General features: G+C 71.6%; 20 protein-coding genes and 2 tRNA genes. 18 read left to right on the top strand and 4 right to left on the bottom strand.

All coding sequences use genetic code 11. The features are described from left to right. Nucleotides 1–205: 205 nt before the first annotated feature. The 3 genes from rplU (at nt 206) to obgE (ending at nt 2358) form a co-directional block, all read left to right on the top strand. Nucleotides 206–526 (top strand): 50S ribosomal protein L21, encoded by a 321-nt coding sequence (gene rplU, locus ACFYXS_RS01900; protein WP_319664658.1) that lies wholly within the window; start codon nt 206–208, stop codon nt 524–526. A gap of 14 nt (nt 527–540) precedes the next feature. Beyond that, nucleotides 541–795, top strand: coding sequence for a 50S ribosomal protein L27 (rpmA, locus tag ACFYXS_RS01895; protein WP_319664657.1), 255 nt, complete (start codon nt 541–543; stop codon nt 793–795). Between the two features lie 123 nt (nt 796–918). Further along, nucleotides 919–2358, top strand: coding sequence for a GTPase ObgE (gene obgE, locus ACFYXS_RS01890; RefSeq protein WP_389242716.1), 1440 nt, complete (start codon nt 919–921; stop codon nt 2356–2358). A 113-nt stretch (nt 2359–2471) separates the two neighbouring features. Here obgE and ACFYXS_RS01885 read toward each other — a convergent pair whose 3' ends face one another. Then, the gene (locus tag ACFYXS_RS01885; RefSeq protein ID WP_389242714.1) at nt 2472–3503 is read right to left on the bottom strand and encodes a CDP-alcohol phosphatidyltransferase family protein; all 1032 of its coding nucleotides are present in this window, start codon (nt 3501–3503) and stop codon (nt 2472–2474) included. Nucleotides 3504–3982: 479 nt separating this feature from the next. On the opposite strand from ACFYXS_RS01885, the gene ACFYXS_RS01880 reads away from it, so the two are divergent. The 7 genes from ACFYXS_RS01880 (at nt 3983) to ACFYXS_RS01850 (ending at nt 14545) form a co-directional block, all read left to right on the top strand. After that, the gene (locus ACFYXS_RS01880; protein WP_389242712.1) at nt 3983–8398 is read left to right on the top strand and encodes a glycosyltransferase; all 4416 of its coding nucleotides are present in this window, start codon (nt 3983–3985) and stop codon (nt 8396–8398) included. A gap of 42 nt (nt 8399–8440) precedes the next feature. Further along, on the top strand, nt 8441–9424 hold the full coding sequence (galE, locus tag ACFYXS_RS01875; RefSeq protein WP_389242710.1) for a UDP-glucose 4-epimerase GalE: 984 nt from the start codon (nt 8441–8443) through the stop codon (nt 9422–9424). 204 nt (nt 9425–9628) lie between these two features. Beyond that, a complete protein-coding gene (proB, locus tag ACFYXS_RS01870) occupies nt 9629–10732 on the top strand; it encodes a glutamate 5-kinase (protein ID WP_389243493.1) in 1104 nt (367 codons plus the stop codon). Nucleotides 10733–10941: 209 nt separating this feature from the next. Continuing rightward, complete coding sequence (locus ACFYXS_RS01865) at nt 10942–11370, top strand: hypothetical protein (protein WP_389242708.1); 429 nt, start codon at nt 10942–10944, stop codon at nt 11368–11370. Nucleotides 11371–11437: 67 nt separating this feature from the next. Beyond that, on the top strand, nt 11438–12763 hold the full coding sequence (locus ACFYXS_RS01860) for a glutamate-5-semialdehyde dehydrogenase (protein ID WP_389242706.1): 1326 nt from the start codon (nt 11438–11440) through the stop codon (nt 12761–12763). An 85-nt stretch (nt 12764–12848) separates the two neighbouring features. Beyond that, the gene (locus ACFYXS_RS01855) at nt 12849–13337 is read left to right on the top strand and encodes a hypothetical protein (protein WP_389242704.1); all 489 of its coding nucleotides are present in this window, start codon (nt 12849–12851) and stop codon (nt 13335–13337) included. A gap of 65 nt (nt 13338–13402) precedes the next feature. Next, nucleotides 13403–14545 carry a hypothetical protein gene (locus ACFYXS_RS01850; RefSeq protein WP_389242702.1) on the top strand — a complete coding sequence of 381 codons (1143 nt, stop codon included), beginning with the start codon at nt 13403–13405 and terminating at the stop codon, nt 14543–14545. On the opposite strand, the gene ACFYXS_RS01845 is transcribed toward ACFYXS_RS01850, so the two are convergent. Continuing rightward, nucleotides 14463–15590, bottom strand: a complete 1128-nt coding sequence (locus tag ACFYXS_RS01845; RefSeq protein ID WP_389242700.1) for a M48 family metallopeptidase — start codon at nt 15588–15590, stop codon at nt 14463–14465. The two genes, ACFYXS_RS01850 and ACFYXS_RS01845, sit on opposite strands and share 83 nt — an antisense overlap. A 143-nt stretch (nt 15591–15733) precedes the next feature. Here ACFYXS_RS01845 and ACFYXS_RS01840 point away from each other — a divergent pair, with 143 nt between their 5' ends. From ACFYXS_RS01840 to ACFYXS_RS01815, 6 genes are all read left to right on the top strand, one after another. After that, nucleotides 15734–15892, top strand: a complete 159-nt coding sequence (locus ACFYXS_RS01840; RefSeq protein WP_018556595.1) for a hypothetical protein — start codon at nt 15734–15736, stop codon at nt 15890–15892. Between the two features lie 35 nt (nt 15893–15927). Next, entirely contained in the window at nt 15928–16509 is a 582-nt protein-coding gene (nadD, locus tag ACFYXS_RS01835; protein ID WP_389242697.1) for a nicotinate-nucleotide adenylyltransferase, read from the top strand. Nucleotides 16510–16546: 37 nt separating this feature from the next. Beyond that, nucleotides 16547–18313: an LCP family protein gene (locus ACFYXS_RS01830; protein ID WP_389242695.1), complete on the top strand. Its 1767-nt coding sequence runs from the start codon at nt 16547–16549 to the stop codon at nt 18311–18313. Nucleotides 18314–18407: 94 nt separating this feature from the next. Then, nucleotides 18408–18845: a ribosome silencing factor gene (gene rsfS / locus ACFYXS_RS01825; RefSeq protein ID WP_389242693.1), complete on the top strand. Its 438-nt coding sequence runs from the start codon at nt 18408–18410 to the stop codon at nt 18843–18845. Beyond that, nucleotides 18842–19495 carry a histidine phosphatase family protein gene (locus ACFYXS_RS01820; protein ID WP_389243491.1) on the top strand — a complete coding sequence of 218 codons (654 nt, stop codon included), beginning with the start codon at nt 18842–18844 and terminating at the stop codon, nt 19493–19495. The genes rsfS and ACFYXS_RS01820 overlap by 4 nt, the downstream gene beginning before the upstream one ends. A 94-nt stretch (nt 19496–19589) precedes the next feature. Further along, a tRNA-Ala gene (locus ACFYXS_RS01815) sits at nt 19590–19662 on the top strand. Nucleotides 19663–19691: 29 nt separating this feature from the next. Here the strand turns inward: ACFYXS_RS01815 and ACFYXS_RS01810 are convergent. Then, nucleotides 19692–20606, bottom strand: coding sequence for a helix-turn-helix transcriptional regulator (locus tag ACFYXS_RS01810; RefSeq protein WP_389242691.1), 915 nt, complete (start codon nt 20604–20606; stop codon nt 19692–19694). 102 nt (nt 20607–20708) lie between these two features. Between ACFYXS_RS01810 and ACFYXS_RS01805 the strand changes: the two genes are divergently transcribed. Further along, nucleotides 20709–22148, top strand: coding sequence for an MFS transporter (locus ACFYXS_RS01805; RefSeq protein ID WP_389242689.1), 1440 nt, complete (start codon nt 20709–20711; stop codon nt 22146–22148). Here the strand turns inward: ACFYXS_RS01805 and ACFYXS_RS01800 are convergent. After that, on the bottom strand, nt 22145–23383 hold the full coding sequence (locus ACFYXS_RS01800) for a glycosyltransferase 87 family protein (protein WP_389242686.1): 1239 nt from the start codon (nt 23381–23383) through the stop codon (nt 22145–22147). The two genes, ACFYXS_RS01805 and ACFYXS_RS01800, sit on opposite strands and share 4 nt — an antisense overlap. A gap of 124 nt (nt 23384–23507) precedes the next feature. On the opposite strand from ACFYXS_RS01800, the gene ACFYXS_RS01795 reads away from it, so the two are divergent. Beyond that, nucleotides 23508–23580, top strand: a tRNA-Ala gene (locus ACFYXS_RS01795). The last annotated feature ends 2 nt before the right edge of the window (nt 23581–23582 follow it).

Genomic DNA, 23582 nt, shown 5'->3' with positions numbered 1-23582 from the left:
CTACCGGGGGGCGGCCCGCGGCGCGTCTCCCGCCGCGCGCATCCCGGTTTGACCCCATCGGAGGCGCCCCGTAACCTTGACCTTCGGCGTTTTAGCGCCCATTCCTGAGCACCTCCCTTCCGGCTCCGGCCGGGAGAGGCCCCCCGAGCTCCGCAGGGACGGCTGGCGTCAGGAGTGACGATCCGAGCGAGAGAGTGAGTTCCGCGTGTACGCAATCGTGCGCAGCGGTGGCCGCCAGCACAAGGTGGCCGTCGGCGACATCGTTGAGGTTGACAAGATTTCCACGGGCAAGGTGGGCGACGCGGTCGAGCTCTCGACCCTGCTCGTGGTCGACGGCGAAGCCGTCACCAGCGACCCGTGGGTGCTGGCCGGGATCAAGGTCCAGGCCGAGATCGTCGACCACCACAAGGGCCAGAAGATCGACATCCTGCGGTACAAGAACAAGACCGGCTACCGCCGTCGTCAGGGTCACCGCCAGCAGTACACGGCGCTGAAGATCACCGGCATCCCCGCCGCTGCGAAGTAAGGGACTGAAGAGAGATGGCACACAAGAAGGGCGCATCGTCCACTCGGAACGGTCGCGACTCCAATGCCCAGCGGCTCGGCGTCAAGCGCTTCGGCGGCCAGGTCGTGAACGCCGGTGAGATCATCATCCGCCAGCGCGGCACCCACTTCCACCCCGGCGCGGGCGTCGGCCGTGGCAAGGACGACACGCTGTTCGCCCTCGCCGCCGGTGCGGTCGAGTTCGGCACCAGCCGTGGTCGCAAGGTCGTGAACGTCGTTCCGGTCGCCTGAGCGATCGCACGCGTACGACATCACCGAGGGCGGACGCTGCTTCCCGGGCGGGAAGCAGGTCCGCCCTCGGCGCGTTGCACCACAGGTATCAGCACATAACAGCACGTTGAGGAGGAAGACGGCATGACAACCTTCGTGGACCGCGTCGAGCTGCACGTCGCCGCGGGTAACGGGGGCCATGGCTGCGCCTCCGTGCACCGGGAGAAATTCAAACCGCTGGGTGGCCCCGACGGTGGCAACGGCGGGCGGGGCGGTGACGTGATGCTGGTCGTCGACCAGGCGGTCACCACGCTCATCGACTACCACCACAGCCCCCACCGCAAGGCGACCAACGGCAAGCCCGGCGAGGGCGGCAACCGCTCCGGCAAGGACGGCACGGACATGGTCCTGCCGGTGCCGAACGGCACCGTCGTCCTGGACAAGCAGGGCAATGTGCTCGCCGACCTCGTCGGCCACGGCACCACCTTCATCGCCGGCCAGGGCGGCCGCGGCGGCCTCGGCAACGCGGCGCTGGCCTCCGCCCGCCGCAAGGCGCCCGGCTTCGCGCTGCTCGGCGAGCCGGGCAAGGACCAGGACATCATCCTGGAGCTCAAGACCGTCGCCGACGTGGCGCTGGTCGGCTACCCGAGCGCGGGCAAGTCCTCGCTCATCTCCGTCATGTCGGCCGCCAAGCCCAAGATCGCCGACTACCCGTTCACCACGCTCGTGCCCAACCTGGGCGTGGTCACCGCCGGATCCACCGTCTACACCATCGCGGACGTCCCCGGCCTGATCCCCGGTGCGAGCCAGGGCCGCGGGCTGGGGCTGGAGTTCCTGCGGCACGTCGAGCGCTGCAGCGTCCTCGTGCACGTCCTGGACACCGCCACGCTGGAGTCCGAGCGCGACCCGGTCTCCGACCTCGACACGATCGAGGAGGAGCTGAAGGCGTACGGCGGTCTGGGCGACCGGCCGCGGGTCGTCGTGCTCAACAAGGTGGACGTCCCCGACGGGCAGGAGCTGGCCGACATGGTCCGCCCCGAGCTGGAGTCCCGCGGCTACCAGGTCTTCGAGGTCTCCGCCGTCGCCCACAAGGGCCTGCGGGAGCTGTCGTACGCGCTTGCCGGCATCGTCGCCGAGGCGCGGGCGGCCAAGCCGGTCGAGGAGGCCACCCGCGTCGTCATCCGGCCCAAGGCCGTGGACGACGCCGGCTTCACCGTCGTGGCCGAGGACGGCTTCTACCGGGTGCTCGGCGAGAAGCCCGAACGCTGGGTGCGCCAGACCGACTTCTCCAACGACGAGGCCGTCGGCTACCTCGCCGACCGGCTCGCCCGCCTCGGGGTCGAGGAGCAGCTCGTCAAGGCCGGTGCCCGCGAGGGCGACGAGGTCGTCATCGGCGGCACCGAGGACGCGGTCGTCTTCGACTGGGAGCCCACCATGGCCGCCGGCGCCGAGATGCTCGGCCGCCGCGGCGAGGACCACCGCTTCGACGCACCGCGGCCGGCCGCGCAGCGGCGCAAGGACCGCGACGCCGAATACAGCGATCCGGACCTGGAGTTCGAGGGCTTCGACCCCTTCGAGTCCTGAGCCGCGCGGTAGACGACGAGGGCCGGTCCCCCCATCGTGGGGGACCGGCCCTCGTCGTTCGCAGGAGCGGGTACGGGAGCGCCGGGGCCCCTGGGCCCACGGGCGGGCCGCGGTCAGCTCACGGAAGCCTGCAGGGGCGAGGTGTCGCCGTTCTGGGCCGGTGCTTCGGCCCGCGGCCCGGCTTCCTGCTCCATCCGCGCCATGACGCGCTCGAAGTCGCGGGTCGACAGCAGCAGCTTGTAGATGATGGCGAGCTCGAAGAGCAGCAGCAGCACGGCCGCGACGACCGTGGTGCCCACGATGAAGCCCGTGAGGGGGGCGATGATGAACACGGCCATCTGGAACTCGATGCCGCTGACGAGGTGCGGCCGGACCCGGTGCCGGATCAGGAAGGCGCGGAAGGCCGCGTAGGGCCCGAAGCGGCTCTTGAAGCTCTGCTGGAGGTCGACGACCGGGGCAGCGGCGGCCTCGGGCGCCGCGGCGGCGTTCGCCGTGAGCGGCTCCGTGACGGCGGCCGGAGCGGCGGGGGCCGCCTGCCGGGCGGGGACGTTCTCCGCTGCCTCGGCGGCGGCGAGCTCCTCCTCGCGCAGCAGGTCCTCCATGAACTTCAGACCGCCGCGGGAGTTGAGCTCCCCCTGGCGCCGCTCGAGCTTCGTGCGCATCCCGTGGCGGACCTTGAAGATCTGCAGGGCGTCCAGGTAGCGCAGCGCGTCGAGGAAGACCACCGCGACGGCGAGCCACATGTAGACGGCGTCACCGGTGCGGTGGAACTGGCCGCCCATGAGGGCGACGGCGCAGGCCAGCACGCGGATGCGGTCGAAGATGTAGTCGAGCCAGCCACCGAACTCCGAGCCCTTGCCCGTGAGCCGCGCCAGCTTCCCGTCCATGCAGTCCAGGATGAAGCTGCAGTGGTACACGACCGCGCCCACGACGAGCCACTTCCAGTCGCCCATGGCGAAGCAGGCCGCCGCCCCGAGGCCGAGCACCAGAGCCGCCCAGGTGATCTGGTTCGGGGTGATGCGGGTCCGCATGGCCGTCCAGCGCACCAAGGGGGTCGCCACCGGGTCGACCAGGAACACGGTCCACCAGGCATCCCGTTTTTTCTCGGTGAGGCGACGTACTTCCGCGAGGGGCGGTATTTCCATGAAAGAGGACCCTTTCGAGGTGAATCGGGCATCCAGGAATGCTGCTGTGCCCGGATCGAATGGCGGCCGATACGGCTGCGTCGTCGCTGCCGCCGGCGGAGGGGCGGGCCCTCGGTTCCGGCGGATCCAAGGCATCCGCCTGAAATACCATACAGCCTGCGGTCAATGAGGATCTATGCAGCTCTCGGCGCAATGCACTAACGCCCCGACCGCCACAGGGATCTCCCGATGTCAGCCCGCATGCGGGGCCGGACCGGAGTGATGCAGGTCACAGTCCGTTTTGCCCTGGAGTGCGCATAAAGTGGGATGTCCGTGGGGGGCGGCAGGCTATTCTATGTGGCTCAGTGGCCCGCCAGCCCTCCTGTCACCCAGTGTTCATGTGCCAGGCGTGAACTCGTCTCCAAAAGTTGGGATGTCACGAGCTTCCAATGCAGGGGCCGGCCGCGACCCGGAGCGAAGTTCCTGATGATGGAGGCTTGATGTCCCCGCGTGTCGACGCTGATCCTTTGATCACGGTGATCGTGCCCGCGTACAACGCGGCGGAGACGGTGGGAAGGGCACTGGACTCATTGGCGGTCCAGACGTTCCGGAATTTCGAAGTGGTCGTTGTCGACGACGCTTCCGGTGATCCGACCTGTGATGTCGTCGAGGACTACGCGGAGCGGATTCCGGGCCTTCGGCTGATCCGCCGGGAGGTCAACAGCGGTGGCGTGGGCGCCCCGCGCAACGACGGCATACGCGCCGCCCGCGGCACGTACGTCATGTTCCTCGACGCGGACGACGAACTCCCCGCCGGCGCCTGCGAGGTACTGGCCTCGGGCGCGGCGCGGAGCGGCGCCGACATCACCGCCGGGCGCGCCGAACGGGTGAACGTCGGGCGGGGCACCACCACGACCTGGCAGCCCGCTCTGTACTCGTCCGACCGTCATGTGGCACATGTCACGGAATGGCCGGATCTGCTCAAGGACCCCATCGCCGCGGCCAAGCTCTATCGCCGTGAATTCCTCGTCGAGAACGACGTCTTCTTCCCGGAGGGCGTCTTTTACGAGGACACGTTCTTCTCGGTCAAGTCGTACCACCGCGCGCACGGGATATCCGTTCTCACGGAACCGGTTTATCACTGGATCTGGGAGCAGCGGCAGGGTGAGGCCGCATCCATCACGAACCGCCTCGGTGAAATCCGGAGCATCAGTGACCGGATCCGCGTGCACCGCCTCGCGGATTCCTATCTGCTGGAGAGCGGCGCCCGTGAACTGAAGGTGCACAAGGACGCCAAATTCATTTCCCACGACGTCCGCCTTTACATGAAGGAACTGCGTACTGGGGACCCCGAGTACCTGGCCGAGTTCGCGCGGCTGGTCTCCGGCTACCTTTCCGGGGTGGAGTCCGAGGCGTACGGCCTGTGCGCCCCGCTGGACCGGGTCCGGGCCTACTACCTGCGCCAGGGGCTGATCCCCGAGGCGCTCACCGTCGCCGACTTCGAACAGCGCCGCGGCGTCATCTCCACCGACCTCCACGAGGAGGACGGGCACGTCTACTGGTCGGGCGGCGGCCTGTCCCTGCCGGACGCCCGCAGCTTCCTCGACGTGACCGAGCTCGGACTCCAGAACGAGAAGTTCGAGAGCTCCCGCATGTTCAACCAGGTCACCTCGCTGGACCTGGAGGGACGCACGCTCGGCCTGACCGGCTCGATCGTCAACCAGTTCGGGCGCATCGCCGCGGAGGACAAGCTGGAGCTCGTCCTCAGCAGCCGGTCCAAGGAGCTCGGCAGGAAGACGGTCGGCAGGATCTCCGGTACCCGGGTCACCCCCGGCACCGTCGAGTACACGGCGACCCTCGAACTGGCCGCGTTGCTCAGCGAGTTCCCCGCGGAGGGCGCGGTGAACCTGGTGATGCAGGTGGTCTGGAAGGACCGCAAGCACACCACCGCGCTCTGCGTCCGCGGCCGCGATCTGACCGCACTCAACCAGGTACTGCGCCAGGAGGGCGTCGAGGCGTACGAGAGCGGCAGCGGGAACCTGACGCTGCGCCGGTACACCGGCCTCGGCGGTATCGAGGGCGCCGCGCTGCTGCACGAGCACGTGGCGGACTGGGGCTGGTGGCGGGACCGGACCCTGCCGCAGGGGACGCCCGCCCCCGCGTCGCCGTCCGTGGCCGTCGTCGTCTCCCCGGGCGGCGACGCCGAGGCGCTCCGCGCGTGCCTGAGCTCCGTGGCGCTGCAGGAGGAGTTCCCCCGCGCACAGGTGCTCGTCGCCGGCGCCGGATCCGATGCCACCTCGGCCGTGGTCGCCGAGTTCGTGGCCGCCCACGGCAACGTCGACGCGGTCGACGCCGTCGAGGACGGCTCCCCGGGCGCGTTCGACGCGGCCATGGGGGCGGTCACCGCCCCCTACGTGATCTTCCTGGACGGCTCCGGCGTGCTTGCCGAGGGCGTCCTCGGCCGGCTCACCGCGGCTGCCGCGCGGCACTCGGCGGACCTGGTGATCGGCGACCTGGACCGCGGCCCCCGGGCCGACGACACCGCCCCCGAGGTGGCCTGGCGGCAGTACCTCGGCGCCGGTCAGGACGTGGTCGAGGGCGCCGCGGCCGCTCCCGGCCTGGTGTTCGCGACGGAGCTGGGCAACAAGCTGTTCCGGGTGGAGCGGCTGCGCGGCCTCACCACCGACCTCGGCCCCGGGGGCAGGCTGGACCGCGTCCGCTTCGGCCTCCGCGCCCTGCTGCGGGCCGAGCGGATCGCGCTCCTCGACGCCCACGTCCGCGGATCGGCCGAGGCCGTGTCCGGCGACGCGGCGGCTCCGGTCATCCGCGACCGGCTGGCCGAGGCCCGGGGCATGCTGGCGTTCTGCTCCTCCCTGCTCTCCGATCCGCTGCCGGCCGACTCCGGGAGCCGCGCCCTGCTGCAGCGCTTCGTGGCGGGCGCCTTCGAGGAGTCCATGACCACCCTGCCCAAGATGCTCCACCGGGCCGGTCTGGCGGAGATCTACGCGGACGTCCGCGCGCTGTACAAGGACATCCCCGATGACGTGATCCTCGACTACGCGGTGTCGGACCGGTCCCGGTTGCTGCACCACGCGGTGAAGTCCGGCAGCATGCCGGTCTTCTGCGCGCCCGGCGACGAGCCCGCGTACGTACCGAGGCTGTTCATCACCGGTGAGATCGTGCACCGCGGGCTGCGCGGCGACATCGAGCCCACCACGATCCTCCAGGTCGAGCGGCGGGCGGCGCTGCTGGAGTCGATTCGGCCGGTGGACGGCGCGCTCCAGGTCGAGGGCCTGCTGCAGCTCAGCGGCGTGGACCTCACCGATCTCCTGGAGAACGAGCTGACGCTGGTGCTCGGCTCGCCTTCGCACAGCGTGTCCGTACCGGTGCGCCAGGTCTACCGGCGCGACCGCTGGCACGCCCGCAAGCGACAGGACCTGCACGGCGGCTGGCGGGCGGTCCTCACCGCCGAGGACCTGGCCGGGCTCAAGGGCGCGCCGTACACGCTGACGCTGCGGGTGCACGACGGTGACGCCGCCGTCGACATCCCGCTGACCGCGCGCCCCGTGGCGCACCGCACCAAGGGTGTCGAGACGATCGGGCGCTTCCGGTACGAGGTCGGCATCGGCAAGGACAACGCGCCGAGCCTCAAGGTCTCCCGCGCCCGGTCGCTGCGGCGGGCCGGCCACTCGACGCGCCGCTTCTGGTCGGAGACCGCGGACGTCCTCACCCGTCAGCCCGGGTGGCTGCTCCGGCTGCTGTACTGGCTCAGCCGGCCGGTGCTCGGGCGCCGGGACATCTGGGTGGTCGGCGAGCGCCACGACACCGCCCAGGACAACGGCTACCACTTCTTCCGGTGGATGCGGGAGAACCACAGGCACCGCAACGTCTACTACGTGATCGACGCCAAGGCCGCCGACCGCGCCAAGGTCGCGCCGTTCGGCAACGTCGTGGACCGCGGATCGCTGAAGCACCGCCTGTACCTGCTCAACGCCACCCGGCTGATCTCCCCGTACGACCTGGAGGCGTACCTCGCGCCCCCGAACATCTCCAAGCCGGAATTCCTGCGGCGGTTCGGCGACCTGCTGCACTACCGCCGGGTCTTCCTGCAGCACGGTGTGACCTACAACGACGTGTCGCAGTCGGCGCACCGTCAGTTCACCAACGTGGACCTGTTCGTGACGGTGTCGCAGGACGAGGCCGCGTACATCTCCCAGGAGATGGGCTACAGCGAGGACGAGGCCGTCGCTCTGGGCTTCCCGCGGTTCGACAAGCTGCAGCCCACCGAGCCGGAGCGGCCGACCGTGCTGCTGATGCCGACCTGGCGGCGGGACATCGTGGTGCCGTCGTACAACCGCAGCCGGCGGCCGAAGGTGCAGTTCGCCGCCTCCGAGTACTTCCGGTTCTACTCCCGCCTGCTGGCGGACGAGCGGCTCCGGGAGGCGCTGGAGCGCTCGGGCGTGCGCCTGGAGTTCTACCCGCACTACGAGATCCGGCCCTACCTGAAGCACTTCCGGGTGGACCACCCCAGCATCGAGGTGGCCGACCAGAACCGGCGCGGTGTGCAGGAGGCGATGAAGGACTGCTCGCTGCTCGTCACGGACTACTCGTCGGTCTTCTTCGACGTCGCCTACATGGGCAAGCCCGTGGTCTACGTCCCCTACGACGAGGACGAGTTCTACACCCAGCACTACCGGCGCGGGTACTACAGCCTCACCGACAACGGTTTCGGTCCGGTGTGCCGGACGGTGGACGACGCGGTCGACGAGATCGTTGCCGCCATCGACCGGCGGTTCGAGGTGAGCAGCCCCTACCGGGAGCGGGTGGAGTCCTTCTTCGTCCACCGGGACAAGGACAACTGCGCCCGGGTCTACGAGGCGATCGACCGGCTCGGCGCGAAGGCGAGCCGGTCCTGACGGACGGGGCCTGACGGGCCAGTGGAGAGGATGAGGGAAGAGATGACCTGGTTGATCACCGGCGGTGCCGGATACATCGGCTCGCACGTGGTGAAGGCGATGGTCGACGAGGGCGAGCGGGTGGTGGTGCTCGACGACCTGAGCACCGGCGACCCGCAGCGGCTCCCCGAGGGCGTGCACCTGGAGAAGGGCTCCGTGCTCGACGCGGAGCTGCTGGACCGGGTGCTGCGCGAGCACTCCGTCCGGGGCATCGTGCACATCGCGGCGAAGAAGCAGGTCGGCGAGTCGGTCGAGCGCCCGCTGTACTACTACCGGGAGAACGTCCAGGGACTGCAGACGGTCCTGGAGGCCGCGGTGCGCGCCGGCGTCCGCAGCTTCCTGTTCTCCTCCTCGGCGGCCGTCTACGGCATGCCCGACGTGGACCTCGTGACCGAGGAGACCCCGTGCGCCCCGATGAGCCCGTACGGCGAGACCAAGCTCGCCGGCGAGTGGATGGTGCGCGCGACGGGTGCCGCGAACGGCATCGCCACCGCCTGCCTGCGCTACTTCAACGTGGCCGGTGCCGCCCGCCCGGAGCTCGGCGACGCCGGCATCTTCAACCTCGTGCCCATGGTCTTCGAACGGCTGTCCCGCGGCGAGTCCCCGCTGATCTTCGGTGACGACTACGCGACCGCGGACGGGACATGCGTCCGCGACTTCATCCACGTCGAGGACATCGCCTCCGCCCACGTGGCGGCGGCCCGCCGGCTCGCCGAGGACAACTCCGCCGCCCTGGTGCTGAACATCGGCCGCGGCGAGGGCGTGTCGGTCGCGGAGATGGTCGGCATCATCGCCTCCGTCACCGGGCGCACCGATCTGGCCCCGCGGACCGTCGAGCGCCGGCCGGGCGACCCCGCGCGGGTCGTCGCCGCCGCGACGCGGATCGAGGAGGAGCTGGGCTGGACGGCCCGCTACGACGTGCGCGAGATGGTGGCGTCCGCCTGGGCGGGATGGTGCCTGCGCCACCCGGAGTCCGCCCGCGGCTGACTCTCCGGCGTCCCCCGCCGTCTCCCGGCGTCGGCTCACGAGGCCCCCGGCACAGCGAGCGCGCTGTGCCGGGGGCCTCGTCCGTGCCCGCTGCCGGACCGGGACGGTCCGGTGGGTGAAAGGCAGGAGCGCCCGGTCGCGCGCCTGCCGTAGATTGCGAAGCCGGGAGAGGAAAGGACGCACGTGGCAAGCGCGAGGCAGGACGTGGTGGACGCCCGCAGGGTCGTGGTCAAGATCGGCTCGTCGTCGCTGACGACGGCGGCCGGGGGCCTGGACGCGGACCGCGTCGACGCCCTGGTGGACGTGGTCGCCAAGGCGCACGGCACGGAGCGGGAGATCGTACTGGTCTCCTCCGGCGCGATCGCCGCCGGGCTGGCGCCCCTGGGCCTGGACCGGCGACCGCGGGACCTCGCCCGGCAGCAGGCCGCCGCCAGCGTGGGCCAGGGCCTGCTGGTCGCCCGCTACACCGCCTCCTTCGCCCGCTACGGGGTCCGCGTCGGGCAGGTGCTGCTCACCTCCGACGACATGAGCCGCCGGGCCCACTACCGCAACGCGTACCGGACGCTGGACAAGCTGCTCGCCATGGGCGCCGTCCCGGTCGTCAACGAGAACGACACGGTGGCCACGGACGAGATCCGCTTCGGCGACAACGACCGCCTGGCGGCCCTGGTCGCCCACCTCGTCCGGGCCGACCTGCTGGTGCTGCTCTCCGACGTCGACGGGCTCTACGACGGCGACCCGAGCACCCCCGGCACCTCCCGGATCGCCGAGGTGCGCGGCCCGCAGGACCTGGAGGGCGTCTCCATCGGCAGCGCCGGGAAGGCCGGCGTCGGCACCGGCGGCATGGTGACCAAGGTCGAGGCGGCGCGGATCGCCGCCGGGGCCGGGATGCCCGTCGTGCTCACCTCCGCCTCGCAGGCCGCCGACGCCCTCGCCGGGCGGCCGACCGGCACCCTCTTCCACCCCACCGGCAAGCGCTCCGCCGACCGCCTGCTGTGGCTCGCCCACGCCTCCACCCCGCTCGGCGCGCTCATCCTCGACGACGGCGCCGTCCAGGCCGTCGTCAAGCGCCGCACGTCGCTGCTGCCGGCCGGCATCGCGGGCATCGAGGGCGACTTCTCGGCGGGCGACCCGGTCGAGCTGCGCGACGCCTCGGGACGCGCCGTGGCGCGCGGACTGGTGAACTTCGACGCCAGGGAACTGCCCCGGCTGCTCGGCCGCTCCACCCGCGAGCTGGCCCGCGAACTCGGTCCCGCGTACGAGCGGGAGGTCGTGCACCGGGACGACCTCGTACTCCTGCACCCGTAGGCAGCCCCCTTCGTGGTTACTTCGTGAAAACGGCCCCGCGGCCGCCCGCCGACTGCTCAACTTTGATGGCGGAGAAGGAACTCGACGGGGACCGCCAGGACGACTGAGACCGAGACCCACAGGGACGACAGGTGACGACAGGGAGGCCACCGGTGAGACGAGGGCGCCCAGGGGCATCGTCGTCCCGCGGGACGGCGGAGCGGACGCTGGTGAGCGTGGCGGCCGACGAGAGCGCACCGCGGACCCACGCGTCGTCGCAGCAGGTCCCCTCGCCGCCGGCGCCGCAGGAGCGCCCGGTGTCCCGGCTGTGGCACGTCACGCTCAGCGTCTCCGGCCCCGAGGCCCCGCTGGCGGAGGTGCGGCGCGGCCTGGAGCAACTGGCGAACGACCACCCCTTCCTGCTGACCAGCCGGTACGCAGCCGACCACGCCGAGATCCGGTACTGGGAGGAGGCCCGCGACCTGCACGACGCCGCCGCCATGGCCCTGCGGCTGTGGGGCGAGCACCGGGCGTCCGCGAAGCTGCCGCCCTGGGAGACGGTCGGCCTGGAGGTCATCGACCGCGACACGTACCACCAGCGCGTCGCCGAGGGCTACGGGCCGCCGCCCGCCGCTCCCGTCGGCGTGCACCCGTACTGAACCGTCCGGGTCTCACCGGCTGGAAAGACACCCCCCAGGGGGGTGCCCACGCCGTACGCTGACGGCTATGAGCAGCCGCAGCCACAGCAACGACGACCTCGCCGCCTCCCTGCCCTCGCCGTGGCCGGCGTCCCCGGTCCTGCAGGCCGCCTACCGCGCCCGGTCCGCCGCCGCCGACCTCGCGCCGCTGCCGCGCGCGGCCAAGGACGACGCGTTGCTGGCGATCGCCGACGCCCTCCTGGTGCGCACCAAGGAGATCGTCGAGGCCAACACCCTCGACGTCGAACGCGCCCGCGCCGCGGGCACCGCCGACGGCATCGTCGACCGGCTCACCCTCACCCCCGAGCGGGTCCGCGCGATCTCGTCCGACGTGCGGGACGTGGCCGGGCTGCCCGACCCGGTGGGCGAGGTCGTCCGGGGCTCCACGCTGGCCAACGGGCTCGACCTGCGGCAGGTCCGGGTGCCGCTGGGCGTGGTCGGCATCATCTACGAGGCCCGTCCGAACGTCACCGTGGACGCCGCCGCCCTGTGCCTGAAGTCCGGCAACGCGGTGCTGCTGCGCGGCTCCTCCTCGGCGTACCACTCCAACACCGCCCTGGTCACCGTGTTGCGCGACGCGATCGGCGGGGCCGGGCTGCCGGCCGACGCGATCCAGCTGGTGCCGGGCGAGAGCCGGGAGTCGGTGCGCGAGCTGATGCGCGCCCGCGGCATGGTCGACGTGCTCATCCCGCGCGGCGGCGCCTCGCTGATCCGCTCCGTGGTCGAGGAGTCCACCGTCCCGGTCATCGAGACCGGCACGGGCAACTGCCACGTGTACGTGGACGCGCAGGCCGACCTCGACATGGCGGTGCGCATCCTGGTCAACTCCAAGGCGCAGCGGCCCAGCGTCTGCAACGCCGCCGAGACCCTCCTGGTGCACCAGGACATCGCGGGCGAGTTCCTGCCGCGGGCCCTGGACGCGCTGGCCGCGGCCGGGGTCACCGTGCACGCCGACGAGCGCGTCCGCGACATCGCCGAGAAGTCCGGCACCAAGGCGACCGTCGTCCCGGCCACCGTGGAGGACTGGGAGACCGAGTACCTGAGCCACGACATCGCCGCGGCCGTCGTGGACTCGCTGGACGCCGCGGTGGCGCACATCCGGCTCTGGTCCTCCGGGCACACCGAGGCGATCGTCACCGGATCGCAGCCCGCCGCCCGCAGGTTCACCCAGTTGGTGGATTCCGCCGCGGTCGCCGTGAACGCCTCCACGCGCTTCACCGACGGCGGCCAGTTCGGCTTCGGCGCGGAGATCGGCATCTCCACGCAGAAACTGCACGCCCGGGGCCCCATGGGACTGCCGGAGCTGACCTCGACCAAGTACGTCATCACCGGAGACGGCCAGACCCGGGGCTGAGGGCCGGCCGGGGGACGTACCCACTTCGGGGCGGACTTTCCCCGGCGCCCTGCCCAATCCGCGTCATCGGCCCTATTCTGGACGGGTGCCGGACGACCTGGGGGGCAAGCCGTTCCCGGACGGCGAGGACCACGGTGGCGCGGATGACGAATTCGCGTCCGTGGTGTTCGACGAGGCCTTCATACGTGCGGCAGCCTTCCACGAGCCCAGCGCCCACGAGCGCATGCTCGCCGCCGCCACCGCGCAGGCCGAGGCCGAGGCCTCCCGTGCCCGCCTCTTCGGGGTCGAGGACGGCTCCGCCCCGTACGAGGAGAGCGCGGACCGCTCCGCGGAGGACGACGAGTACGACGAGCTCTACGCCCAGCGCCGCCCCTACCGCGGACACGGCCGCTGGCACCGCATGGTGGCCTGGCTGCTGGCCGTCGTCATGGGCATCGGCGTGGTCGCGCTGACGTTCGCCGCGGTCTACCGGGGCGCCGGGGGAGGCAGCCGCCAGCCGGCCGTCCCGCCCGCCCCGACGGGCCGTATCGGGGCGCCCTCGATGCCCCCCGTGGTGGTCAGCCCAACGCCCTGAGGGCTGAGAGAAGTTGTCTCGTACCAGGACGTTTTAAAGAGCCCGTACAGACCTACGCTTGTTGTATGACCGGGCCTGGTGACCCACCTGAGGGGATTCCCGAGGGCTCCCCGGGAAGCGGCGACGACGAGTACCGATCCGTCGTGTTCGACGAATCGTTCGTCCGTGCTGCCCGGATCCAGGAGTACTCGGCCCGCGAGCGCCTGGACGGTTCGGCCCGGGCGGTCCGCACCCGGCGCTTCTGGGCCCGGGGCGGGGCCACCCGCCAGGCACTGGTCCTGGTGGTCCTGATCGCCGTCGCCTTCGGCACCGCCATCTACCTCGGCATCCGCAACCCCTACGAGCAGGCCCCCGAGCCCGTCGCCCAGCCGCTGCGGATCACCCTGGTCCCGCTCGCCCCGGCCGGCGCGGTACCCGCCGCGGACCGCGCGCACCCCTTCGACGGCAGCGCGGCGGCCCGTTACGAGACCGGCAGCGAGGGTTTCACCCTTCCGGCCCCGTTCAGCACCCCGCATTTCGGCGAGAGCCAGGTCACGCAGGCGCTGACCCTGGCCAAGGAGTACCTCTGGGCCTCGGCCGTCGACCCCGCGGCGCTGACCGGCGGCGAGGTGCGGACGGTCCGGGACATGCTGGACCCCGGCCAGCGGGTGCAGTTCGACCGCAGCCTGACGGCCCCGGCCGACGACGGGCGGCACGCCGCCACCGGCTGGCTGGTGCGCCTGGACCCCGCCCGCATAGCCCTCGCCGACGAGCAGGTGCGGGTCGCCGGGACCATGGCCGTCATGGAGACCGCCGACGACGCCCTGGAGGTCCTGACGGACCACACCATGGTCTACGCCGTGCGCGCGGCCGCCGGGAACGGTGAGCCCTCGCTGTTCACCGTGCGGCGCGCGCTGCGCATCCGCTTCGACCGTCAGGACCTGCGCGACCAGCACGTGGAGCTGCTGCAGGCCGACGTGGAGGCCGGACCGCTGTCCTGCGGGTCAGGGCCGGCCGAGCGCTTCGAACCGCTGCTGGCGGGGGAGAAGGCCCCGGCGCAGGCCGGCGTCGACCCGTACGACCACCGCCACCAGATCACCTCGGTGTGCGGTGCGCTGGCCCCCGGGTCGCTCGCCGGCCCGGGCCTCACTCCGCAGCAGGGGAGTCCGGCGGCCCGTCCTTCGGAGAGCTCTCCGGCCCCTGGGAGCCCTGCGCCGCCGAGCCGGTGAACCGGTCCCGCAGCTTGCCGCCGATGTCGCCGGCGCCCGAACCGATGTCGGTCAGCAGCTTCATCAGCGGGTCCTTGCTGGTCTTCACCGTGTCGGCGTAGTGGTTCGCCGACTCCTTGAAGGAGTCGTACACCGAGGTGTCCTTGTCCTCGCTGCGCCGCGGGTAGTGGCCGTCCATGAGGCGCTGGTAGTCGCGGGACGCGGCCCACTTCTTCAGCTCCGCGGCGCGCACCGTGGTGAAGGGGTGGCTGCGCGGCAGCACGTTGAGGATCTTGAGCACGGAGTCGCGCAGGTCGCCGGACTCCTCGTACTCCTCGGCCTGCTTCAGGAACGCGTCCACGTTCATCTCGTGCAGGTGGTTGCCGCCGGCGATCTTCATCAGACCGCGCATCGAGGCCTGGAGGTCCTGGCCGACGAGCAGGCCGGCGCGGTCGGCGGACAGTTCCGACTTGCGGAACCACTCGCGCAGCGCCGTGATGATCGCCATGATCGCGATGTTGCCCAGCGGGATCCAGGCGATCCGCAGGGCCAGGCTGGTGAGGAAGAGCAGGATCGTGCGGTACACGGAGTGGCCGGACAGCGCGTGGCCCACCTCGTGGCCCACCACGGCCCGCATCTCCTCCTCGTCCAGCAGCTCCACCAGGCCGGTGGTGACGACGATGATCGGCGCGTCGAGCCCGATGCACATCGCGTTCGGCTGGGGGTCCTGCGTGACGTACATGGCCGGGACCGTCTCCAGGTCCAGGATCGAGCAGGCGTCCCGCAGCATGTCGTTCAGGTGGGTGAACTGCTCCTCGCCGACCCGGACCGAGTCCGACAGGAAGAGCAGCCGCAGCGAGCGCTCCGGGAGCAGCCCGCTGAGCGCCTTGAAGACGGTGTCGAAGCCGCTGAGCTTGCGCAGCGCCACCAGGGCCGACCGGTCGGCCGGGTGCTCGTACGCCCGGGAGGAGATCCCCGGGAACCGGCGCCGGTTCCGCCCCGGCAGACGGTCGCCGTCGCCCCCCGTGCCGCCCTGCACGCCGTTTCGATCATTCGGACCGGACATGTCTCCCCGTTCCCCTGGTCGGCCGTCCATACACAGGGAGGACGCGCGGAGCCACCGCGAAGTTCCGTACGGACCGCCCGTACCATGTCCCCCAAGTCCCAAAGCCCGCCGAGAGTACGCACCGTCACCAAGGGAAACTGCGAATGACCTCTTACGCGACCGCCGCCGTCCTGACCACGCTCGCCGAGGGCGAGGGCGGGGGCAACCACGAGAGCCTGAGCCCGTACCTCACCGGTGGCGGCGCCCTGTTCGCGCTGCTGCTCCTGCTCTTCATCACCACCCGTTTCAACCGCGACCGCTGAGGCCGCAGGCGGGGATGCGGGTAGGGTCTGTCCGCATGAAGAAGCGAATCGGTGTGATGGGTGGGACGTTTGATCCCATCCACCACGGTCACCTCGTTGCGGCCAGCGAGGTGGCGCACCTTTTTCAGCTGGACGAGGTCGTCTTCGTGCCGACCGGCCAGCCCTGGCAGAAGAGCGACCAGAAGGTCTCGGCTGCCGAGGACCGCTACATCATGACGGTGATCGCCACCGCGTCGAATCCGCAGTTCTCGGTCAGCCGCAGCGACATCGAGCGCGCAGGCCGTACCTACACCATCGACACACTCCGCGACCTGCGGTCCGACCACCCCGAGGCGGAGCTGTTCTTCATCACGGGGGCCGACGCGCTGGCGCAGATCTTCTCATGGCGCGAGGCCGAGGAGCTCTTCTCCCTGGCGCACTTCATCGGCGTCACGAGGCCCGGGCACGTCCTGTCCGACCCGGGCTTCCCCGCGGGCGGCGTCTCCCTGGTGGAGGTGCCCGCCCTCGCGATCTCCTCCACCGACTGCCGGCACCGGGTCGCCAAGGGGGAGCCCGTCTGGTACTTGGTGCCCGACGGTGTGGTGCGCTACATCGACAAACGCAGGCTCTACCGGTAATCGATCAGCGGCTCAGCGGCAACTGGAGGGGTCCCCAGTGAACGACTACCCCCGATGGCACTACGCCGAGGGAACACCCGAGCAGGAGGGACCGGACCCCTACCCCCAGGACCCTTACGCACAGCAGCAGGGCGATTACGGATACCAGCAGCAGGAGCAGGGCTACGACCCGTACGCCCAGGCGCCGGGCCGTCCGCCGCAGCAGCCGCAGCAGTACCAGGGGCAGGGTTACGGGCAGCAGCAGGACTACGGCTACGACCAGCAGCAGGCCCCGTCGCAGGCGCAGCAGACCCAGCAGTACGAGGGCTGGATCCCGCAGCAGCCGCAGTACCAGGAGCCGTACTACGAGCCGCAGCAGCAGCCCCAGCCGCAGCAGCCGCAGTACCAGCAGCACCACACGCAGCCGCAGCCCGTCTACCGCGAGCCCGAGCCGCAGGCCCGCCAGACGCAGACTCCCGTACAGGCTCCCGCGCCGTCCGGTCCGTCTGGTCCGTCGGGGCGCGGTCCCGCAGGTCCCTCCGGTCCCGGCGGCAACGGGGACTACTCCACGGGGCAGTTCTCCTTCGTCGACGAGGAGACCGAGGAGTCCGAAGAGGTCATCGACTGGCTGAAGTTCACCGAGTCCCGCACCGAGCGGCGCGAGGAGGCCAAGCGCCGCGGACGCAACCGCGTCGTCGCCCTCGTCGTGGTCCTGGCGCTGGCCGCGGTCGGCGGCGTCGGCTACCTGTGGAAGGCCGGGAAGATCCCCGGGCTCGGCGGCGACTCCGGCACCACGCAACAGGCCGCGGGCGGCCAGAAGCGCGACGTGATCGTGCTGCACCTGCGTCCGGTGGACGGCAACGAGACTTCCACCGCCCTGCTGGTCAGCAACTCGACCACGAAGAAGGGCACAACGGTGCTGCTGCCCAACTCGCTCGCCGTGAGCAGCGACGAGGGAGGCAGCACCACGCTCGGCAAGTCGGTGGTCGACGGCGGCTCCGCCCCCACCCGCGAGGCGCTGGAGACCCTGCTCGGGACCAAGATCAGCGGTACCTGGCGGCTGGACACCCCCTACCTGGACAACCTGGTCGAGTCCCTCGGCGGCATCCTCGTCGACACCGACGCCACGGTGAAGGCCGACAAGAAGAAGGGCGGCAAGGTCCTCGCCAAGCCCGGCAAGCAGCAGGAGCTGGGCGGACAGGCGGCCGTCGCGTACGCCACCTACCGCGGGCCCGGCGAGGCGCAGGGCAAGCAGCTCGCCCGGTTCGGGCAGGTCATCCAGGGCGTGCTGAAGAAGATGTACAGCGACCCGGACCTGGCGACCAAGACCGTCGAGGGGCTCAACCAGGTCATCGAGCCCCCGCTGACCGCCAAGGACCTGGGCAGCAGCCTCGCGGCGCTGTCGGAGGAGGCCAAGACCGGGGCGTACCGGACCGACACCCTCCCGGTGCAGGCCGACGGGACGGTCAGCGAGAAGGACACCGACGGCGTCGTCAAGCAGGTCCTCGGCGGCACGGTGACCAACACCGCGTCCGACGGCATCCCGCGGATCGGCCTGAAGAACGGCTCGGGTGTGTCGGCCAACGCCGGCGAGGCCCAGGTGCAGATCGTCGGCGGCGGCTACACGTATGTCTCCGGCACCACCACCGCCACCCAGGCCGCCTCCCAGGTCGTGTACGGCGCCGCCGACCAGAAGACGAACGCGCAGGAACTGGCGAAGACCCTGGGTCTGCCCGCCAAGGCGGTCACCAAGGGCACCGTTCCGGCGAACGCCGACATCACCGTCGTGCTCGGCCAGGACTACACCCCGCCGCCCAAGCCCTGAGCCGCCCGGTCCCCGGCCGGATAACCGGTCGGGGACTGTCCGCGGTCCGTGAGACCCTTGGGGGTACGACGTCCCCGACCGGAAAGCCGCACCTGTGACCGCCACGGACCGCTCCATCGAGCTCATTCAGACCGCCGCCCAGGCGGCGGCCGACAAGCTCGCGCACGACATCATCGCCTACGACGTCAGCGACGTTCTCGCCATCACCGACGCGTTCCTGGTGGCCTCCGCGCCGAACGACCGCCAGGTGAAGGCCATCGTCGACGAGGTCGAGGAGCGGCTCTCGCAGGAACTGGGCGTCAAGCCGGTACGCCGCGAGGGCGAGCGCGAGGGCCGGTGGGTGCTGCTCGACTACGTGGACATCGTGGTGCACGTCCAGCACTCCGAGGAGCGCGTCTTCTACGCTCTGGAGCGGCTGTGGAAGGACTGCCCCGAGCTGGAGCTGCCCAAGGACGCCGTGGCGACCCGCGGCAAGGCCGAGGAGCACGCCCGCGCGATGTCGGTGGCCGACGAGGACGGAGAGCTGAGCTGAACGGACACCACCGCGGCCGCGGCCGGCGCGTCGTCTTCTGGCGGCACGGCCAGACCGCCTGGAACCTGGAGGGCCGCTTCCAGGGCACCACGGACATCCCGCTGACCGCCACCGGCGTCGGCCAGGCCAAGCGGGCGGCACGCCTGCTGGCGGCCCTGGAGCCGGACCGGATCATCGCCTCGGACCTGCAGCGGGCCGCCGACACGGCCGCCGAGCTGGCGGCCGTGACGGGCCTGGACGTCACGTACGACCAAGGCCTGCGGGAGACCTACGCGGGCGTCTGGCAGGGCCTGACCCACGAGGAGATCACCGCACACCACCCCGAGCAGTACGCGGCGTGGAAGCGCGGGGAGCCCGTGCGACGCGGCGGCGGCGAACTGGAGACCGAGGTCGCCGACCGGGCCGCTCCCGTGGTGCTCGCGGCCGCCGACAAGCTGCCCGACGGCGGCATCCTCGTCGTGGTCAGCCACGGCGGTGCGATCCGCACGACGATAGGCCGGCTGCTCGGCCTCGACCCGCACAGCTGGGAGGCGCTCGGCGGCCTGTCCAACACGTGCTGGTCGGTGCTGGGCGAGGGTGCCCGCGGCTGGCGTCTGCTGGAGCACAACGCGGGCACGCTGCCCGAGCCGGTGCTCGGCGACGACGACTGAACCGTGAGGGTGGGGCGGCCGGGCCGATTTCGGAAATCCGGCCCTGACCGGCTAAGCTTCTTCTCGTTCGCCAGGCGGAAAGCCTGAGGACAGCGGGGCTATAGCTCAGTTGGTAGAGCGCTTGCATGGCATGCAAGAGGTCCGGGGTTCGAATCCCCGTAGCTCCACAGCGATCACCGGATCCCGTCCCCCCGCTTCAGGGGAGGCGGGATTCTTCGTGTTCCCGGACGAGCTGCGACAGCGGGCGCGCGTGCCGGGGGCAGCCGACCAGCGGGTCGGGCAGCTCGCGGAGCCGCGCCATCCGCGCCCGGCTCTCCTCGTCGACCGGGGTGTAGGCCACGATCCGGTGCTCCGGCTCGGCGTCCACCGCGAGCGAGGTCGAGGCGAGCCGGACGATGCCCACCGACGCGTGCTGGATCGTCTTGATCCGCTGCCCCGGTGGCGCCACGTCCCCGCTCGCCCACATCCGCGCGAACTCCGTGCTCGCGCGGACCAGCCGCTCGATGAACGACTCCCAGACGGGCTCGCCCACATGACGGCCGTAGGCGCCGCGCAACTGCGCCACCATGCGCGGCAGTTCTTCGCTCCGGTCGACGAACGACGAGCAGCACGCCGGTCCGGTGAACAGCCGCCGCAGCACATTGCGGTCGGCGGGGGAGTCCAGCCGCACCGACGGAAAGACGTACCGGTAGGCGGCGTTGCAGGCCAGCACGTCGTAGCGGGCGTTGTAGACGACCGCGGCGAGCGGGTCCAGGGCGTCGATGACGACCTGCACCTCCTGGCCCACCGACTCCACCTCGGCGGCCTGCTCGCGGACGAAGGGCACCCCCGCCAGCCGGTACAGGTGCTGCCGCTCGGTGACGTCCAGCCGCAGCGTGCGCGCCACCGCGTCCAGCACCTGCACGCTCGCGTTGATCGGTCGGCCCTGCTCCAGCCACGTGTACCAGGTCACCCCGACCCCGGCGAGCTGTGCGACCTCCTCGCGCCGCAGCCCCGGTGTCCGGCGCCGCAGGCCGGGCGGCATGCCCACGTCCTGCGGGGTGATCCGGGCGCGCCGGCTGCGCAGGAAGGCGGCGAGCTCGATGCGTCGCGGAGCGGACACGGCGGACATGTGACCCATCGTGCACCGGGACCGGGCCGGGTGCCAGGTGCTGTCAGTACCAGCATCCAGGGGCTCTCGGCACCAGTACGCGGCCGACCGCAGGCTCGTGCCATGGCGAATCCCACTGTCTCCGCGCCGCCCGTGTCCCGTGCCGGGACGGGCGGCCACGCACCGGCCGCCGGCCGGCTGCTCGGCACCGTGCTCACCGGCCAGTTCATGGCCCTGCTCGACGTCTTCATCGTCAATGTGGCCGCGCCCACCATCCGCACCGACCTGCACGCCTCGGGCGCCGCCCTCCAGCTCGTCGTGGCGGGCTACACGATCTCCTACGCCGTCCTGCTCATCACCGGCGCCCGCATCGGCGACCTGTGGGGCCACCGCAGGACCTTCGTCGCCGGTCTCGGGCTCTTCACCGCGGCCTCCCTGGCCTGCGGACTCGCCCAGTCCGCCGGGGAGTTGACCGGCTTCCGGCTCGTCCAGGGCGCCGGGTCCGCCCTGATGATCCCCCAGGTGCTCAGCCTCATCCAGCGCAACTTCACCGGCGAGCGGCGGGTGCGCGCCCTCGGTGTCTACTCCGCCGTGCTGGCCACCGGCGCGGCCGCGGGGCAGTCCCTCGGGGGTCTCCTCGTCAGTGCCGATCTGTTCGGCACCGGCTGGCGCCCGGTGTTCCTGGTCAACGTGCCCATCGGGATCGGCCTGCTCGTCCTCGCGCCGCGGGTCATCCCGCGCGACCCCGACGGGGCGGCGGAGCGCCGCCGCGGCCTGGACCTGCCCGGCCTGGTCACGCTGGGGGCCGCCGTGACGCTCTTCACCGTCCCGCTCGTCCTCGGACAGGAGGAGGGCTGGCCCCTCTGGGGCTGGGTCTGCCTCGGCCTCAGCGCCGTGCTGCTCGGCGTCTTCGCCGTCCTGGAGACCCGCCTGACCCGTCGCGGCGGCGCGCCGCTGGTCTCCGCGCGGGTGCTGCGCGCTCCCGGCATGCGCCGCTCCGTGGTCGTGATCGCCGTCGCGATGGCGCTGAACGCGGGCTTCCTGTTCTCCATCGCGCTGCACCTGCAGAGCGGTCTCGGACTCAGCGCGCTGCGCACCGGGCTGACCTTCACCGCCGCGGCCGTCGCCTTCGGCGGCGTCGGTCTCAACTGGCGCCGCCTGCCGGCGCGTACGCACGCACTGCTCGCCCCGGTCGGACTCCTGGTGGCCGCGGTCTCGTTCACCGCCATGGGGTTGCTGCTGCGCGACGGGCAGCAGCACGAGCTGCTCTTCCTCGCGGTCCAGTTCGGCATCGGCCTCGGGCTGGGCGCGTCGTTCAGCCCCACGCTCACGCTCGCCCTCGGCAGGGTGGCGCCCCAGGACGCCGCCGACGCCAGCGGGCTGCTCGCCACGGTCACGCAGCTCGGCCAACTGCTCGGCGTCGCCGCCTTGGGCACGCTCTTCCTCAACCGCCTGGACTCCTCCGGCTCCTCCGCCCACGCCATCGCCCTCACCTCCTGGGGGCTCGCCCTGATGGCCGTCCTGGGCGCGCTCGCGGGGCTGTCGCGGCGGCGTCGTGGCTAGACCCTGCCGTCACGCAGTCGCCGTACGGCCACCGTCGCGGCGACGCACAAGAAGGCGACGCCCACCGTCGGGTAGACCGCCGACAACGCCATCTGCCCGGCGGACTGGTGGAGTTCGGGCCGGGCGACGCCGTCCCCGTGGGGGATGAGCCAGAGCCCGTACGAGCAGAAGACGAGCCCCGCCGCGACGGCGGCGGCCCGCGAGACCCGGTCGAGCAGCACGACGAGCGGCACGGCCCACACCCAGTGGTGGGACCATGAGACGGGGCTGACCAGGAGCGCGGTCACCGCGCAGGAGACCACCGCCCAGGCCCACGCACGGGAGGCGAGCGCGGCGACGGCGACCGCGAGCCCGGCGCACGCCACCAGGGCGGCCGTCACGAGCCACCACGTCCCCGGGTCACCGGTGTGCAGGGCCCGGGCGAGCACCCCGCGCAGGGACTGGTTGGCGGTGTCCTCGCCGTGCCCTGCCCGGTCCGCGGAGAAGATCACCCCGGTCCAGAAGCGCCGGGAGTCGTCCGGCAGGACCACCGCGGAGAGGCCGGCCGTCGCGGCCAGGACGCCCGCGGCCACGCAGGCGCGCCGCAGGTGGTCGTTCCACCGCTCCCGGTGCCGCCAGGCCAGCACGAGCCCTCCGGCGGCGAGGAGCACCACGAAGAGCGCGGGCGTGAGCTTGATCCCGGCGGCGATGCCGATCCCGACGCCCGCCGCCCGGGAACCGGGCCGCAGGGTGAGGTCCCACAGCACCAGCACGGCGAGGAGCAGGTTGATCTGCCCGTACCGCAGCGTCGTCCATACGGGCTCGGACCACACCGCGACCGCGGCGACGGCGAGTGCTGCCGCGGCCGGGGGCAGCCGCCGGGGCAGCCCGGCCAGCCGCAGCGACAGGGAGGCGAGCGCGACGAGCAGCCCGAGGTTGAGCAGGGTGACCGCGACCCGCGCCGCACCGGCCGGCAGGAGCGTGAGCGCCGTGAAGAGGAGGGCGGCGAAGGGCGGGTAGGTGTTGGGCAGCTGCGCGTGGGTGACGCGCATCGCGTACAGGTCGCCGCCCTGCCGCACCGTCCATCCCTCGGCCCGGTAGACCGTGAGGTCGATCATGGAGACGTGGGCGGCGCGCTGCGCCAGACAGAACGCCGCGAAGGAGACGAGGCACACCACGGCCGCCACGACGGTGGGGCGGCGGAGGCGGTGCGTCCGTTCCGCCGTGGCGTCGACGATGCGCTGCGTGGCGGTCACGGGGGCCGTCTCCAGTCCTGGGGGTCGGGGTCAGCCGACAGTACCGGAATGGATTTGGCGAACCGCCCCCGCGGCCGTGTAATGTATGCCGAGTCGCCGGGGGGACCCGGAGGAACGGCAACGCGGGGCTATAGCTCAGTTGGTAGAGCGCTTGCATGGCATGCAAGAGGTCCGGGGTTCGAATCCCCGTAGCTCCACT

The sequence above is a fragment of the Streptomyces sp. NPDC002574 genome (assembly GCF_042889545.1).
In the GTDB taxonomy this organism is placed as follows: domain Bacteria; phylum Actinomycetota; class Actinomycetes; order Streptomycetales; family Streptomycetaceae; genus Actinacidiphila.
This window is presented reverse-complemented; position numbering and strand designations above follow the sequence as displayed.